Origin of the sequence: Paracoccus sphaerophysae (assembly GCF_000763805.1) — a bacterium.
GTDB lineage: Bacteria > Pseudomonadota > Alphaproteobacteria > Rhodobacterales > Rhodobacteraceae > Paracoccus > Paracoccus sphaerophysae.
In genome coordinates this window covers 1-13,659 of sequence record NZ_JRKS01000009.1, presented here as the reverse complement: position 1 = coordinate 13,659, position 13,659 = coordinate 1, and the positions used below count along the sequence as shown (strand labels likewise).

At 70.4% G+C, this 13,659-nt stretch carries 18 protein-coding genes and 2 tRNA genes; 11 read left to right on the top strand and 9 right to left on the bottom strand.

Annotated elements, in window-relative coordinates:
• Positions 1-76 precede the first annotated feature (76 nt).
• Genes IC63_RS04555 through IC63_RS04545 form a run of 3 tightly spaced genes read left to right on the top strand, consistent with a single transcriptional unit; the run spans position 77 to position 2,339 of the window.
• Positions 77-928: an ureidoglycolate lyase gene (locus IC63_RS04555; protein WP_036717310.1), complete on the top strand. Its 852-nt coding sequence runs from the start codon at positions 77-79 to the stop codon at positions 926-928.
• A gap of 11 nt (positions 929-939) precedes the next feature.
• Positions 940-1,590 (top strand): 3-oxo-tetronate 4-phosphate decarboxylase, encoded by a 651-nt coding sequence (gene otnC, locus IC63_RS04550; protein WP_156965356.1) that lies wholly within the window; start codon positions 940-942, stop codon positions 1,588-1,590.
• Positions 1,587-2,339 carry a hydroxypyruvate isomerase family protein gene (locus tag IC63_RS04545; RefSeq protein ID WP_036717307.1) on the top strand — a complete coding sequence of 251 codons (753 nt, stop codon included), beginning with the start codon at positions 1,587-1,589 and terminating at the stop codon, positions 2,337-2,339. Before otnC ends, IC63_RS04545 begins: the two co-directional genes overlap by 4 nt.
• Before the next feature lie 33 nt (positions 2,340-2,372).
• On the opposite strand, the gene IC63_RS04540 is transcribed toward IC63_RS04545, so the two are convergent.
• The 3 genes from IC63_RS04540 to IC63_RS04530 all read right to left on the bottom strand — a co-directional run bounded on the left by IC63_RS04540 (position 2,373) and on the right by IC63_RS04530 (position 4,118).
• Positions 2,373-2,448: transfer RNA gene (locus IC63_RS04540), tRNA-Ala, on the bottom strand.
• A gap of 114 nt (positions 2,449-2,562) precedes the next feature.
• Positions 2,563-2,639, bottom strand: a tRNA-Arg gene (locus IC63_RS04535).
• 90 nt (positions 2,640-2,729) lie between these two features.
• Positions 2,730-4,118 (bottom strand): sensor histidine kinase, encoded by a 1,389-nt coding sequence (locus IC63_RS04530; RefSeq protein WP_036717305.1) that lies wholly within the window; start codon positions 4,116-4,118, stop codon positions 2,730-2,732.
• Between the two features lie 244 nt (positions 4,119-4,362).
• Here IC63_RS04530 and rpmH point away from each other — a divergent pair, with 244 nt between their 5' ends.
• Genes rpmH through ttcA form a run of 7 tightly spaced genes read left to right on the top strand, consistent with a single transcriptional unit; the run spans position 4,363 to position 6,972 of the window.
• On the top strand, positions 4,363-4,497 hold the full coding sequence (gene rpmH, locus IC63_RS04525; RefSeq protein WP_036703770.1) for a 50S ribosomal protein L34: 135 nt from the start codon (positions 4,363-4,365) through the stop codon (positions 4,495-4,497).
• A 25-nt stretch (positions 4,498-4,522) separates the two neighbouring features.
• On the top strand, positions 4,523-5,005 hold the full coding sequence (gene rnpA, locus IC63_RS04520; protein ID WP_156965355.1) for a ribonuclease P protein component: 483 nt from the start codon (positions 4,523-4,525) through the stop codon (positions 5,003-5,005).
• Positions 5,002-5,253 carry a membrane protein insertion efficiency factor YidD gene (gene yidD / locus IC63_RS17320; protein ID WP_084115487.1) on the top strand — a complete coding sequence of 84 codons (252 nt, stop codon included), beginning with the start codon at positions 5,002-5,004 and terminating at the stop codon, positions 5,251-5,253. The genes rnpA and yidD overlap by 4 nt, the downstream gene beginning before the upstream one ends.
• Positions 5,250-5,378 carry a hypothetical protein gene (locus IC63_RS19050; protein ID WP_269634676.1) on the top strand — a complete coding sequence of 43 codons (129 nt, stop codon included), beginning with the start codon at positions 5,250-5,252 and terminating at the stop codon, positions 5,376-5,378. The genes yidD and IC63_RS19050 overlap by 4 nt, the downstream gene beginning before the upstream one ends.
• Positions 5,375-5,824 (top strand): hypothetical protein, encoded by a 450-nt coding sequence (locus tag IC63_RS04515; RefSeq protein WP_036717302.1) that lies wholly within the window; start codon positions 5,375-5,377, stop codon positions 5,822-5,824. Before IC63_RS19050 ends, IC63_RS04515 begins: the two co-directional genes overlap by 4 nt.
• Positions 5,825-6,022, top strand: coding sequence for a hypothetical protein (locus IC63_RS04510; protein WP_036717300.1), 198 nt, complete (start codon positions 5,825-5,827; stop codon positions 6,020-6,022).
• Positions 6,022-6,972, top strand: coding sequence for a tRNA 2-thiocytidine(32) synthetase TtcA (ttcA, locus tag IC63_RS04505; protein ID WP_232222513.1), 951 nt, complete (start codon positions 6,022-6,024; stop codon positions 6,970-6,972). The genes IC63_RS04510 and ttcA overlap by 1 nt, the downstream gene beginning before the upstream one ends.
• A gap of 7 nt (positions 6,973-6,979) precedes the next feature.
• Here ttcA and IC63_RS04500 read toward each other — a convergent pair whose 3' ends face one another.
• The 4 genes from IC63_RS04500 to IC63_RS04485 all read right to left on the bottom strand — a co-directional run bounded on the left by IC63_RS04500 (position 6,980) and on the right by IC63_RS04485 (position 10,248).
• A complete protein-coding gene (locus tag IC63_RS04500; protein ID WP_156965353.1) occupies positions 6,980-8,227 on the bottom strand; it encodes an EAL domain-containing protein in 1,248 nt (415 codons plus the stop codon).
• Between the two features lie 76 nt (positions 8,228-8,303).
• Positions 8,304-9,167 carry a carbon-nitrogen hydrolase family protein gene (locus IC63_RS04495; RefSeq protein ID WP_036717298.1) on the bottom strand — a complete coding sequence of 288 codons (864 nt, stop codon included), beginning with the start codon at positions 9,165-9,167 and terminating at the stop codon, positions 8,304-8,306.
• Between the two features lie 89 nt (positions 9,168-9,256).
• The gene (locus IC63_RS04490; protein WP_036717296.1) at positions 9,257-9,838 is read right to left on the bottom strand and encodes a GNAT family N-acetyltransferase; all 582 of its coding nucleotides are present in this window, start codon (positions 9,836-9,838) and stop codon (positions 9,257-9,259) included.
• Positions 9,835-10,248: a ketosteroid isomerase-related protein gene (locus IC63_RS04485; protein WP_036717295.1), complete on the bottom strand. Its 414-nt coding sequence runs from the start codon at positions 10,246-10,248 to the stop codon at positions 9,835-9,837. Before IC63_RS04485 ends, IC63_RS04490 begins: the two co-directional genes overlap by 4 nt.
• 134 nt (positions 10,249-10,382) lie before the next feature.
• Here IC63_RS04485 and IC63_RS04480 point away from each other — a divergent pair, with 134 nt between their 5' ends.
• A complete protein-coding gene (locus IC63_RS04480; RefSeq protein WP_036717293.1) occupies positions 10,383-11,765 on the top strand; it encodes a phosphohexomutase domain-containing protein in 1,383 nt (460 codons plus the stop codon).
• Here the strand turns inward: IC63_RS04480 and IC63_RS04475 are convergent.
• Together IC63_RS04475 and IC63_RS18435 are read right to left on the bottom strand one after the other, a co-directional pair.
• Positions 11,762-12,436, bottom strand: coding sequence for an ABC transporter ATP-binding protein (locus IC63_RS04475; protein ID WP_036717291.1), 675 nt, complete (start codon positions 12,434-12,436; stop codon positions 11,762-11,764). The genes IC63_RS04480 and IC63_RS04475 overlap by 4 nt on opposite strands.
• A 16-nt stretch (positions 12,437-12,452) precedes the next feature.
• A partial coding sequence (locus tag IC63_RS18435) for a capsule biosynthesis protein (protein WP_052041880.1) occupies positions 12,453-13,659 on the bottom strand: 1,207 nt, incomplete at its 5' end.

The following is a 13,659-nucleotide window of genomic DNA, read 5'->3' as shown; positions in this document are numbered from 1 at the left end:
TGGTATGCCAGATTGCGCGCGGCGCGGCGCTGGCCTAACCTCGCGGGCGACCCACCCGAACCGACAAGGACCGACGATGAAGCTGTTGCGCTATGGCCCTGCGGGGCAGGAAAAGCCGGGGATGCTGGACGATCAGGGCCGCGTGCGCGACCTGTCGGGCCACGTCGCCGACATCGCCGACGACGTGCTGCTGCCCGAGGGGCTGGCCATGCTCGCCGCGCTGGACCCTGCGTCCCTGCCGCTGGTCGAGGGCACGCCGCAGGACGGGCTGCGGCTGGGTGCCTGCGTCGGCCATGTCCGCAAGTTCATCGCCATCGGCCTGAACTACGCCGACCACGCCGCCGAATCGGGCATGGCGGTGCCCTCGGAACCGGTGGTCTTCAACAAGTGGACCAGCTGCATCGTGGGCCCCGACGATGACATCCGCATCCCCAGAGGCTCGACCAAGACCGACTGGGAGGTCGAACTGGGCGTCGTCATCGGCAAGCCCGCCGCCGGCGTGGACAAGGCCGCCGCGATGGACCACGTCGCCGGCTATTGCGTCGTCAACGACGTCAGCGAACGCGAATGGCAGCTGGAACGCACTGCGACCTGGGACAAGGGCAAGGGCTTTGACACCTTCGGCCCGATCGGCCCGTGGCTGGTCACCGCCGACGAGATCGCGGACCCGCAGAACCTGTCGATGTGGCTCGAGGTGGACGGCAAGCGCTATCAGGACGGCTCGACCAAGACGATGGTCTTCGGCGTGGCCGAACTGGTCGCCTATTGCTCGACCTTCATGACCCTGATGCCCGGCGACGTCATCACCACCGGCACGCCCCCCGGCGTCGGCATGGGCCAGAACCCCAAGGTGTTCCTGAAGGGCGGCGAGGTCATGCGGCTGGGGATCGAGGGGCTTGGCGAACAGACCCAGAAGGTCGTCGCCTGACCATGCCCGCCCTGCCGGTCGAAGCCCGCCTGCGCGAGCAGCTCTGCGATCTGGCCGCGTCGCTGTATGCGCGCGGGCTGACGCATGGCTCGACCGGCAACATCTCGGCCCGGACCGCGGATGGCGGCCTGCTCGTGTCGCCCACGGGGTCAAGCTTCGGCCGGCTGGACCCGGCCCGGCTGGCGCGCTTCGACGCCACGGGGCGGCAGGTGGAGGGCGATCGGCCGACCAAGGAGATGCCCTTGCACCGCGCCTTCTACGACACCCGCGACGGGACCGGCGCGGTGGTGCATCTGCATTCCTGCCACTCTGTCGCGCTGTCCACGCTGCCCACGGACACGCCTCAGGACTGGCTGCCCCCCGTCACCCCCTATGCGCTGATGCAGCTGGGACAGGTGACGCTGCTGCCCTATTTCCGCCCCGGCGACGAGGCGATGGGCGATGCCGTGCGCGGCCTGAACGGCACCCGCGCGGCGGTGATGCTGGCCAATCACGGCCCCGTCGTCGCCGGCCGCACGCCCGATGCCGCCTGCAACGCCGTCGAGGAACTCGAGGCGACGGCGAGGCTCGCCCTCATGCTGCGCGGCCTGCCGGCGCGGATGATCCCGGAAACCGAGATCCCCGCCCTGACCCGCGTCCACCGCATCGCGTGGGAGACATGAGACGGTTTTCCGCCAATCTGGGTTTCCTGTGGGCCGACCGCCCGCTGCCCGACGCCATCCGCGCCGCCCATGCCGCCGGCTTCGACGCGGTGGAGTGCCACTGGCCTTATGACCACGACCCGGCCGCCGTCCGTGACGCGCTGGACGAAACCGGGCTGCCCGCGCTGGGCCTGAACACCCTGCGCGGCCGCCCCGGCGAAAACGGCCTGTCGGCGCTGCCCGGCCGCGAGGCCGAGGCGCGGGACGAGATCGACCGTGCGCTCGATTACGCTGCCGCGATCGACTGCGGCGCCGTGCACGTCATGGCCGGCGCCGCGCAGGGCGACGCCGCCGCCGCGGCGTTCCGCGCCAATCTCGACTATGCCTGCGACCGGGCCGGCGATGTGACGATCCTGATCGAGCCCCTGAACCACCACGATGCGCCGGGCTACTTCATGTCCCGCGCCGAGGAGGCCGCCGCGATCATCGAGCGTCTGGCCCGCCCCAACCTGCGGCTGATGTTCGACTGCTATCACCAGCAGGTCATGGGCGGCGACGTCACCCGGCGGCTGGAGCGGTTCCTGCCGATCACCGGCCACGTCCAGATCGCCGCCGTTCCGGATCGCGGAACCCCCGACCACGGAGAGCTCGACTACCGCCACATCCTGACAGTTCTTGACAGCATGGGCTGGGACCGCCCCATCGGCGCGGAATACCGCGACGCGAGGCCGACCGACGAGACGCTGGGCTGGCTGACGGCGCTGCGGTAACCGTGTGGTCTGTGTCAGCGTGACGATGAGGATTGGTGGAGCCGAGGGGAATCGAACCCCTGGCCTCATCATTGCGAACGATGCGCTCTACCAACTGAGCTACGGCCCCACAGGCGCGCTATGTCGCGCGGCGGCCGGCGGTTGTCAAGCGGGGGCATGTGCGCGCGGCGGGACAAGATCGCTGCGCGGACGGCAACCAACAGACACGGAAGGGGATAGGAAATGGCGGACCCGGAGCGATTCGAACGCCCGACCCCCAGATTCGTAGTCTGGTGCTCTATCCAGCTGAGCTACGGGTCCGTCGTAGGGCGGCTACCTAGGCTGGCGGGCGGGGCGATGCAAGGGAAAAACGTCGCACGGCTTTGAAAAAGCGCCGGCCATCCCCGCCGCTCAGATTTCGCGGGGCAGGCGCAGCAGGAACTCGGACCCGTCCGCGTCGCTGCGGACCAGTTCCAGCGTGCCGCCGTGGCCGCGGACCAGGTCGGCCGCGATGGCGAGGCCGAGGCCGGTGCCGCCCTTGCGGATGCCGCCGGTGAAGGCCTGGAACAGGTTGTCGCGCGCCTTCTGGGGCAGGCCGGGGCCAGTGTCGCCGACGCGGATGCACCAGTGGGTCTCGTCCTCGGCGCCGGAGATCTCGATGGTGCCCGGGCGGCGCGTCGCCTCGATCGCCTGCCGGGCGTTGCGGGCGAGGTTCGACAGCACACGATGCAGCTGCTCGCGGTCGGCGCGGATGCGCAGTCCGGCCGGCACGTCGGTCACGAAATCCACGGTGCCGCTGTCGGCCTCGGCGGCCAGCGTCTCGGCCTCGACCACGTCGGCCACCAGCGGCGCGAGGTTGAAGATCGACATCGTCGGCTGCGGCTCTTCGGCCTTGCCGAAGGCCAGCGTCGTCTCGCACAGGTTCACCGCGCGGCTGATCGAATTGACCAGCTTGGGCGCGGCGCGGCGGACGGCGGGATCGTCGCTGTCCTCCATCCGGTCGGCGAGGATCTGGCTTGTGGACAGCACGTTGCGCAGGTCGTGGCTGATCTTGGCGACGGCCTGGCCCAGCTGCGCCAGCCGCTCGCGCTGCTTCAGCGAGGCGGTGACGGCGCGCTGCATCGTGGCCAGCGCGGTTTCGGCGGCCCGGACCTCGGCCATCCGGGCCGAGGGGGTGATGATGGTGCGGCTGTCCTCGGGCGAGGCCGAATAGGCGGTCATGTGGCCGATCACGCGGCGGATCGGTCCCACGATCAGCCGCTGCGCCGCAAGGTTCAGCAAGAGCGCGGTCAGGACCGAAAACGCCGCCGAGACCGCCAGCAGCCGCACCGCGAAGTCAATCATCGCGGTGCGCATCGGCGCGGTGTCCATGGTGATCTCGATCAGCTGCCCCGCCTCCCGAACCGGCTGGCCGATGACGCGGATGATCTCGGGTTTCGTGCTGAGCATCCGGTGGACGGTGTCGCGGACGCTGCGCCAATAGCTGCGGTCACGCAGGTCGAAGGTGGCCGAGATCGGCCGCGGCAGCGGCGAGGACAGGACCAGCTGGCGCACGTCGTCGCGCCGCAGCACCACGTTGAAGACGCCGGCGTTCTCCAGCAGCTCGCTTTCCAGGTCAGCGGCGATGGATTCGTCCGTCGCGAGCAACGCGAGGCTGGCGATCTGGGCCCGCTCGAGCCGCGTCTCCAGGTAGGCGCGGCGGAAATTGGTGACGCTGGGCACCAGGATCAACAGCTCGGCCAGCACGACGAAGACGATCGTCAGCAGGGCAAAACGGCCGGAAATACTGTTGAAGGTCATGTCGTCCCGTATCGTCGCGCCGGCAGGACAGGCAATGCGGCCCGGTTTCGTGGCGTCGCTGTTCAAACAAACGTGAAATTGCCCCGGTTCCCTGTCGCGCGCCTTGCAGCGCAGGAATGGCGGCTGTGCGCCGAAACGGTTGACTCGCCCGCACGCGGCCCGTATCAGGCGGGCTTCGCATGACCGGCGCGTTCCGCGCGGGGGTTTCCCCGTGCGTCCGCGCCTTATCCGTTGGAGCAAGTCGATGAAACGCACCTTCCAGCCGTCGAACCTGGTTCGCGCGCGCCGGCACGGGTTCCGCGCCCGCATGGCCACCAAGGGCGGCCGCAAGGTTCTGGCAGCCCGCCGCGCCAAGGGCCGCAAGGTCCTGTCGGCCTGATCCGGCCGCGGATGTGGCCGAGGCGCTGACCACAGCCGCCCCGCCGCGTCCCGCTGACCGGGACGGGGGCGGGTTCGGCCATGCGCCGGACAGCGCCGCCTCTCGGCTGACCACCCTGCAACGCCGCGCCGATTTCCTGCGTGCGGCTTCGGCCCGCCGCCAGGGGACGGCGGGTTTTCTGCTACAAGCCCGCCCCCGACGCGCGGATGAAGCTGTGCCGGCTCAGGCGATTCGCGTCGGCTTCACCTGTTCGCGCAAGGTCGGGAATGCGGTGGTACGCAACCGCGCCAAGCGCCGGCTGCGCGCCCTCGCGCGCGCGGTGCTGCCGACCGCGGCCCAGCCCGGCTGGGACTATGTGCTGGTGGGCCGCCCCGAGGCGACCGTGACCCGAGATTATGTCGCGATGCTGGGCGACCTGGCCCATGCGCTGGCCCGCGTCCACGCGGCCCCCGACCCCCGCGATCCCGCCGATCCGGGCCGCGCGCCCCGGCGCAGGGGCGGGCGATGACGCCGGCCGCGCGTCTCGTGGCGGTGCCGGTCCGGGCCTATCGCCTGTTGTTGAGCCCGTGGATCGGGCATGGCTGCCGCTTTCAGCCGACCTGTTCGGTCTACGCGCTCGAGGCACTGGAGCGGCATGGCGCGATCCGCGGGACTGCGCTGATGCTGCGCCGGATCGGGCGCTGCCACCCGTGGGGCGGGTCGGGGTATGACCCGGTGCCGCCGGTTCCGCGCCCTTGTCATGAGGATCACCGATGACCCCTCCGCAGCCTCCGCGCCGCCCGCGCCGCATCCTGCCCGGCCTGCTGCTGGTGGTCGTGGCCGCTCTGGCGCTGGCCGCGCTGCTGGCCTGGGTGTTGGGCAACTGGGGCGTCAGAGGATGAACCGGCTGACCCATACCCTCGTCGCGCTGGCGGCGCTGATGGTGCTGGCGGTCGGCGCGGCGGTCCTGCTGATGGCCTTCGGCAACCCGTTCCACCGCGTCACCGACAGCGCCATGCCGATCGAGTCCGGCCAGGCCGCGGCGCGGCGCGAGATGCGGTTGGGCTTGTTTTCCGATCTGGGCGGCGGGTTGGCGCGGGCGCCGCTGCTGGTCGATTGGCAGGGCGCGGATAGCTATCGCTACAAGGAGGTTTCGGGCGCCACGGTGAACCTGCTCTACAGCGGGCCGCAGGGCGACCGCTGGCTTTATCCGACCAACGGGCAGGTGCTGGTCGCCGTCGACGACATCGGCCCGCCCGATGGGCCGGTGACCGGGACGCTGATCCAGCTGGCCGACAGCGATCGGGACGGCAACGGCACCCTCTCCGCCGGCGACGGGCTGCGGTAGTTGCTGACCGCGGCGGACGGCACCGCGCCCCGGCTGGTGGCCGAGGGGCTGGCAGCGCCCGCCACCGTCTCTCCCGGCGCCGGACGCTGGCTGGTCAGCTGGATCGCTGACGGCACCGCGCATCTGGCCGAGATCGACCCCGCCACCGGCACCCTTGGCGGTGCCCCCCGCAGGCTTCCCTATCCCGAGTTCGAATGATGCTGGACGACCTGACCCCCGACGACGCCGACGCTGGCCCCGAGACTGGCCCCGACGGCGCCGAGATCCACCCGCTGTTCCGCGGCGCGCCGTCGTCGACCGAGTTCCGCAAGCTGCGCAAGCGGCTGGTGCGCGAGGTGCGGGCGGCGATCGAGACCTATCACATGGTCACCCCCGGCGACCGCTGGCTGGTCTGCCTGTCGGGCGGCAAGGACAGCTATACGCTGCTCGCCGTCCTGCACGAACTGAAATGGCGCGGCCTGCTGCCGGTCGACCTGCTGGCCTGCAATCTCGACCAGGGCCAGCCCGGCTTTCCGGAGACGGTGCTGCCCGCGTTCCTGACCGACCGCGCGGTGCCGCACCGGATCGAGTATCAGGACACCTATTCGGTGGTGAAGGCCAAGGTCCCCGAGGGGCGCACCTATTGCAGCCTGTGTTCGCGGCTGCGGCGCGGCAACCTGTACCGGATCGCGCGCGAGGAAGGCTGCAGCGCCGTGGTGCTGGGGCACCACCGCGACGACATCCTGGAAACCTTCTTCATGAACCTGTTCCACGGCGGCCGGCTGGCCTCGATGCCGCCGAAGCTGCTGAACGAGGAGGGCGACCTGAACGTCCTGCGCCCGCTGGCCTTCGTGGCCGAGGCGGATTGCGACCGCTTTGCGCGCGCGATGAACTATCCGGTGATCCCCTGCGATCTGTGCGGCAGCCAGGAGGGCCTGCAGCGGATGCAGGTCAAGAAGCTGCTGGACGAGTGGGAGGCGCGCAGCCCCGGCCGCCGCCAGGTGATGTTCCGGGCCCTGACCAACGTCCGCCCCTCGCATCTGCCCGACCCGGCGCTGTTCGATTTCTCGGCGCTGCAGCCGCTGGCCGCGACCGAAGGCGCGCCTGGGGGCGAAGCGGCCACAGCGGATCCGGCCGTCCCCGTCCTGCGTCCACCGTACGGCGACTGAAAACCGCTTAGCCGGCACGACGGCTGAGGACCGGCAGTTCCCGCGCTGTGGCTGCCCGGCCGGCCAGAAACCCGAACGTCTCCGCCAGGGGCATCGGCCGCGCGATCGCGTAGCCCTGCGCGTGGCTGCAGCCTATCTGCGCGACGAAGGCGTGTTCGGCGGCGGTTTCGACCCCCTCGGCCACCGTCTCGAGTCCCATCCGGTCGGCGAGCGCCAGGATGGCGAGGATCAGCCGCTGCTGGTTTTCGTCCCGGTCGCAACCGGTCACGAAGCTGCGGTCGATCTTGACCCGATGGGCGGGCAGGCGGCGCAGCGCCTCGAAGCTGGCATAGCCGGTCCCGAAATCGTCCAGGTCGATGCGGCAGCCCAGACCGGAAAGCCGGACCAGATTGGCGCGGACCGTGTCGGGCATGTCCAGCGGCGAGACATCCTCCATCACCTCGATTACCAGTCGGGTGGGAGGCACGTCCTGCCGGTCAAGTTCCCACAGCACGAAATCGGCGAAGTCCGGCTCTACCAGGTCGGCCGCCGCCACGTTCAGCGAGACGGTGGCGACATCGAACCCCTCGGCCCGCCAGCGGATCAGCGCCGCGATCCCCTGCGACAGCATCGCGCGGGTCAGCGTGCGCTGGCGGTGGACTGGCAGCAGCGGCAGGAATGCGGCCGGCCCCAGCAGGCCGCGCAGCGGGTGGCGGGCGCGGGCGAGGATCTCGAACCCGGTAACGGTGCCGCTGTGACAGCAGAGCTGCGGCTGGAAAAACGGCTCGAACAGGTCGGGCTCGATCAGCGCCGGTTCCGGCGCCACGGCCGCGCCATCGGCAGGCTGCCCCGACACCGAGATCATCGACACCGCGCCAAACCCCGGCCCGAGGCGCGCGAGATGCAGCCGGCCCTGCTCTACCAGCCGGTCGTCGCTGACGGCCCCTTCGCCCCGGACCAGCACCGCGCTGATCCCCGGCCCCGGTGCGTGGTGGGGCAGATCAAAGCCCGCCTGCGCGACCGACTGCACCTGCAGCGCCTTGCGCAAGGCCGCAGTCTGGCCCGAGACGTCCAACAGGACGGCGATCTGGCCCCGTGGACCGAGGGCCGCCGGCGTCGGGACGTCCAGCACAACCCCGATGCGGGCGCAGAGCGCCGACAGCAGCGCCGCGGTTTGCGACAGGCCGATGCACCGGGTCAGCAGCGCGAGGTTGTCCACCTGAACGACCACCGCGACCCGCTGCGACCGCCTGAAAGCCGAGATTACCCTGCGCATCGTTCCGTCCCGATTCGTTCCCGAGTCGGGTCTAGCAGGATTCTCTTTTCGTTCTCTTAACGCGCCCCGGCGGCGTTCACCCCACCCGCGGTCCGGCGCTTTCCGGCCAGTGTGCAAAGGGCAGCACGCGCCCGTCGCGCCGGCTTTCGGCGACCAGGTCCAGATCGACGGTCGCCCTGACCCAGCCGGGCGCGTCCATCTCGCCCTCGGCCACGATGCCGGTTTCAGGCCATAGCCCGTCGGGGGGCGCATAGATCGCCGCCCGGCCGCGGTTCTCGTCGATCGCGGGGTTCCAGTCGCAGCTGCCCACGGTCGGGGCGTGGACGACGACGCACTGGTTTTCCAACGCCCGCGCCATGCTGCCGATCCGCACCCGGTTGAAGCCCGCCACGCTGTCGGTGCAGCTGGGGGTCAGCAGGATCTCGGCCCCCGACTCGGCCAAGGCCCGCGCGAGAAGCGGAAATTCGCTGTCATAACAGATCGTTATCCCCACGCGTCCGGCCGCCGTGTCGAACAGCCGCAGGCCGGGGGCCGGGGCGACGTCCCATTCGTCGCGTTCGAACCGGGTCATGATCTGCTTGTCCTGGTGGCCGATGCGGCCGTCCGGGCCGAACAGCACAGCGCGGTTGAACGGCCGCGCGCCCGCGAACGCCGGTCCCGAGGCGGCGAGGATATGCACCCCGTGCTGCGCCGCGAGCCGCACATGCAGCGCGTCGCGGGCATCCTCGTGGCGGGCGACCTCGTGCAGGCTGCGCTCGAGATCGCCGGCGATCTCGCGCCCGCCGAGGCTCGCCAGCTCCATGGCGCCGTATTCGGGGAACACCAGCAAGTCGCAATCGGCGGCATCGGCCACCCAGGCGGACAGCTTGGCCTCGTAGGCGGCGAAGTCATCGAGCCAGTCGAAGGGATAGGCGGCGGCGGCGATACGGACGGGGCGCATGGGAAACTCCGTAAAGGAGGGTCAAGCTGGGGATGCGGAGGGCAGGGAAAGTCTCCACCCGGTGCCATTGGGACGGCCCGCAGAGGCCGTCACAGCGGCTTTATCCAGAATTGCAGCGGCTTGTCGGTCTCGGTCGTCTCGCCCACGTCCTTCCACGCGAACCGCGACACGACGCCGGGCAGCGGCTGATAGCCGCGCTTGCGCCAGAACCCGTCCAGCGGGCGATAATCCGCGGGCCGGGCGGGGTGGTCAGCGGGGCGGATGACCGAACAGAAGGCCGACCAGCGGCGGCCGATGGCGCGGGCGTGGGCCTCGCGCCCGTCGAAGAAGGCGTGGCCCAGGCCGTGGCCGCGATAGGCGGGCAGCAGAACCGACTCGGCGCAATAGAAGATGTCGCTCAGCGGCTCGGGCCGGTCGGCGAAGGCGGCGGCAAAATCCTCGGCGTGGTGCTCCATCGGCGCGCCGGTGGCGGCGCCGATCATGCGCGGGCCGTGCCAGGCCGCAACCACGACGGCGCCGGGGCGGGTATAGGCGCGCAGATAGTCGCGCTCATAGGCCGGATCGCCGTCATACAGATAGGGCCAGTCGCGAAACACCGCGATGCGCAGGCGCGCGAGGTCGTCCAGCGCGGCGGCCACCGCGTCTCCGGTCAGGGTCTCGGTCCGGATCACCCCTGCGACACCTGCCGGGTCCAGTCGGACAGGTTGTAATAGGTGGTCACCCGCGCGATCCGCCCGTCGCGGACGGCGAAGAAGGCGCCGGCCGGCAGGACATAGCGCTGGCCGTTCGCCTCGGGCAGGCCGGGGTCGGTCTTCAGATACTCGCCGTTCACGACGAATTCGGCGGCGGCGCGGGCGCCGTCCTCCGAGGCCATCACCACCATGTCGGTCAGCCGCTCGGCATAGCTGTCGGTCATGTGACGGTTGAACTCGGCAAAGGCGGCCTTGCCGCGGCGGATGTCGCCTTCGTTGACGTGGTGTTCGAAATCGTCGGCCAGCAACGCCTCCATCGCGGCGGTGTCGCCGCGGTTGAAGGCGTCGTAATAGGCGGCGATCAGGTCGAGTGTGGCTTGGCGCGACATGCTGGCTCCTTTCCGGGTTTGCCGGGCAGGCTAGCGGCGCCCGCAGGCGGGGTCAGCCCCCTGCGAAGGTATGAGCCTTGCGAAGCGCCCCCCGCCGGGGCATCCGGGACCGGAACCACCGGGAGAAGCCTGCAATGACCGCGCGGACGATCACCTGCTTCAAGGCCTATGACCTCCGCGGCCGCCTGGGGGCCGAGCTGGACGAGGACGTCGCCTGGCGCGTCGGCCGCGCCTTTGCCGCCCGTCCGGGCGCGCGGCGGGTGGTGGTCGGGCGCGACGGGCGCGACAGCAGCCCGGCGCTGGCCGCGGCGCTGATGCGCGGGCTGGTCGAAGGGGGCGTCGAGGTGCTGGACCTGGGCGTCGCCGGAACCGAGGAGATGTATTTCGCCACCGACCACCTGGGCGCCGATGGCGGGATCGAGGTCACCGCCTCGCACAACCCCATCGACTATAACGGCATGAAGCTGGTCGGCCCCGGCGCCGCGCCCTTGGACCCGGCGACCGAGCTGGCGCAGCTGGCCGCGCTGGCACAGTCGGGCGATTTCCCCAAGGCCGCCCCGGGCCGCATCACCGACGCCTCGGCCGTGCGGGCGGATTACGCGCGCAAGGTCTGCGACTTCGTCGATGCCGGGGCGCTGGCCGGGCTGCGGGTGCTGGTCAATGCCGGCAACGGCGTGGCGGGACCGGCCTTCGACGCCATCGCTGCGGAACTCGCGCGGCGCGGCGCGTCGCTGGAGGTCATCCGGATCAACCACGACGCCGACAGCGGCTTTCCGAACGGCATCCCCAACCCGCTCCTGCCGGAAAACCAGCCGATGACGGCCGAGGCGGTGATGGCCCACAAAGCCGATCTGGGCGTCGCCTGGGACGGCGATTTCGACCGCTGCTTCCTTTTTGACGAAACCGGGCGCTTCATTCCCGGCGAATATGTCGTGGGGCTGCTGGCCGCGGCCTTCCTGGACCGCGACCCGGGCGCGCGCATCGTCCACGACCCGCGGGTCGTCCTGAACACCCGCGAGGTGATCGCGAAGGCCGGCGGCGAGGCGGTGCAGTCCAGAACCGGCCATGCCTTCGTCAAGCAGCAGATGCGGCGGTCGGGGGCGATCTATGGCGGCGAGATGTCGGCGCATCACTATTTCCGCGACTTCGCCTTTGCCGATAGCGGGATGATCCCGTGGCTGCTGGTGGCCGAGATGATGGCCCGCAGCGGCCGGCCGCTGTCGCAGCTGGTCGGCGACCGGATGGCGGCGTTCCCGTCCTCGGGCGAAGTCAATTTCCGCCTGGTCGACCCCGATGCGGCCATCGCGCGGGTGCTGGTGGCGGTAGGTGGGGGCGCGGTGGCGCGCGACGACACCGACGGGATCAGCCTGGAATACCCCGACTGGCGGTTCAACCTGCGGCGGTCGAACACCGAACCCGTGGTGCGTCTGAACGTCGAAAGCCGCGGCGATGCCGGGCTGGTCGCGGACCGGCTGGCGCAGATCAGCGCGCTGCTGACCGGCGAGGCGGGCGCCTAGTCCCCGATCGTGTCCGGGACGCCCATGAGGTATTCGTGATAGGCGATGGCGTCCTCGATATCGTCGAAGACGGTCAGGTCGCCACGGTCCAGCACCGCGCCCATGTTGCACAGCCGCCGGATCATCGGCATCGCGTGGCTGACGACGATGGCCGAGCTGTTGCTGAGCCGGTCGGTAAAGACGCGCTGCGATTTCTCGCGGAACTCGGCGTCGCCGACGCTGGTGACCTCGTCCACCAGGTAGGTGTCGAAATGGATGCCCATGCTGCATCCCATCGCCAGACGCGACCGCATCCCGGACGAATAGGTGCCGAAGGGCAGGTGGTATTTCTGCCCCAGCGCGGCGAAATCGTCCACGTAATCGACCAGCTCGTCGGTATCGACGCCATAGATGCGGGCCACGAAGCGGACGTTCTGCGCGCCGGTCAGGTCGGGGTGAAAGCTGCCTGCGAAACCCACCGGCCACGAGATCGTGCCGTCCGACACCACCCGGCCCGAGGTCGGCAGCGCGGTGCCGGCGATCATCCGCAGCAGCGTCGATTTGCCCGCCCCGTTGCGCCCCAGCAGCCCGACCGAGGCGCCGGTCGGGAATTCCGCGTTCAGCCGGTCGGCGACGAGGTTCCGCCGGCCGTTGGTGTAGTAGACCTTGCTGAGAGCTTCGAGCCGGATCATCGCCCTGTCCGCCGTCTCAGCGCCGGTCCCGCACGCTGTAATAGACCAGGATCATGATCGACCACAGCACGAAGGCGAGCCCCGCGCCCATCGCCAGCAGCCACGGGCGGTCGGGTTCCAGCGACCGCTGAGCCTCGGTCGGCGCGATATGGGCGGCCAGATAGCGGGTCTGGCGCTGCGCCGTCGCCAGCGCCGATTCGTAGCCGACGCGGGCGGTCTGGTGCGCACCCTCGGCGAATTCCAGGTCGACCTTGAGCCGCTCGTAATCAGCCATCAGCTGGGCGTAGTTCTCGCCCTCGGGCGAATCCTCGCCGCCGAACTTGTCGCGCTCGGCCTCGATCTGGCCCTCCAGCGCGGCGACGCGCTTTTCGGCCTGGATCACCCGCTGGTCCTTGGCCCGGGCGTTCTGGCGCAGCGTGTCCAGCGCGACCTGCGCCTCGGCCAGCTGGCCCTGAAGCGCGGTCATCACCGTCATCTGCGCGCCCAGATCGACGGTCGGGTCGACGATGCGGGTGCGGACCCGGAACGCGGTCATCGCCTGGCGCGCCTCGGTCAGCACGCCGCGGGCCTTTTCCAGCTCGGCCGCGGCCTGCTTGGTGGCATCGACGCGGGCCTGTTCGGACAGCCCGTTCACGACCTTTTCGCTTTCGGCAAAGATCGTGTCGGCGATGGCCTTGGCGTCGGCTGGCGAAAACGCCGAGACGCGGACGGTGATGATGCCCGACGAATCGTCGTAATAGATCTTGACCTGCCGGTGCCAGTAATCGGTCAGATCCTCGATCGTGCCCGACGGGTCGAAGGCAAAGACGAAATCGCGCGGCCAGCCGGCCGAGAATTTCCCGCGCAGGTCCAGCGCCTTGTCGGTCCGCGCCACCAGATCGGGCGAGCGGATGAATTCGTAAAGGATATCGGTGTCCGACGCGGTGCTGGAGGCGGTGCCGCCGAAGATGCCGCCGAACATGTCGATGGGTGCGGCGCCTTCCTCGCGCCGGACCGAGAAGCCCACCGTCGAGGTGTACTGGTCGGCGGCCCGGTTCCACAGATACCAGCCCCAGACCGCGCTGGGCAGCAGCACCAGCAGCAGGAAGGACAGGACCAGCATCCAGTGCCGGCGCCGCGGCGTGGCGGCCGGGGCGGGCGGCCGCGGCGGGGCCAGCGCGGCGGCGTTCGGCGGCAGGGCGGGCGGGCCACCGGCCGGGCGCGTCGCAGGGGCCGGCGCCTGG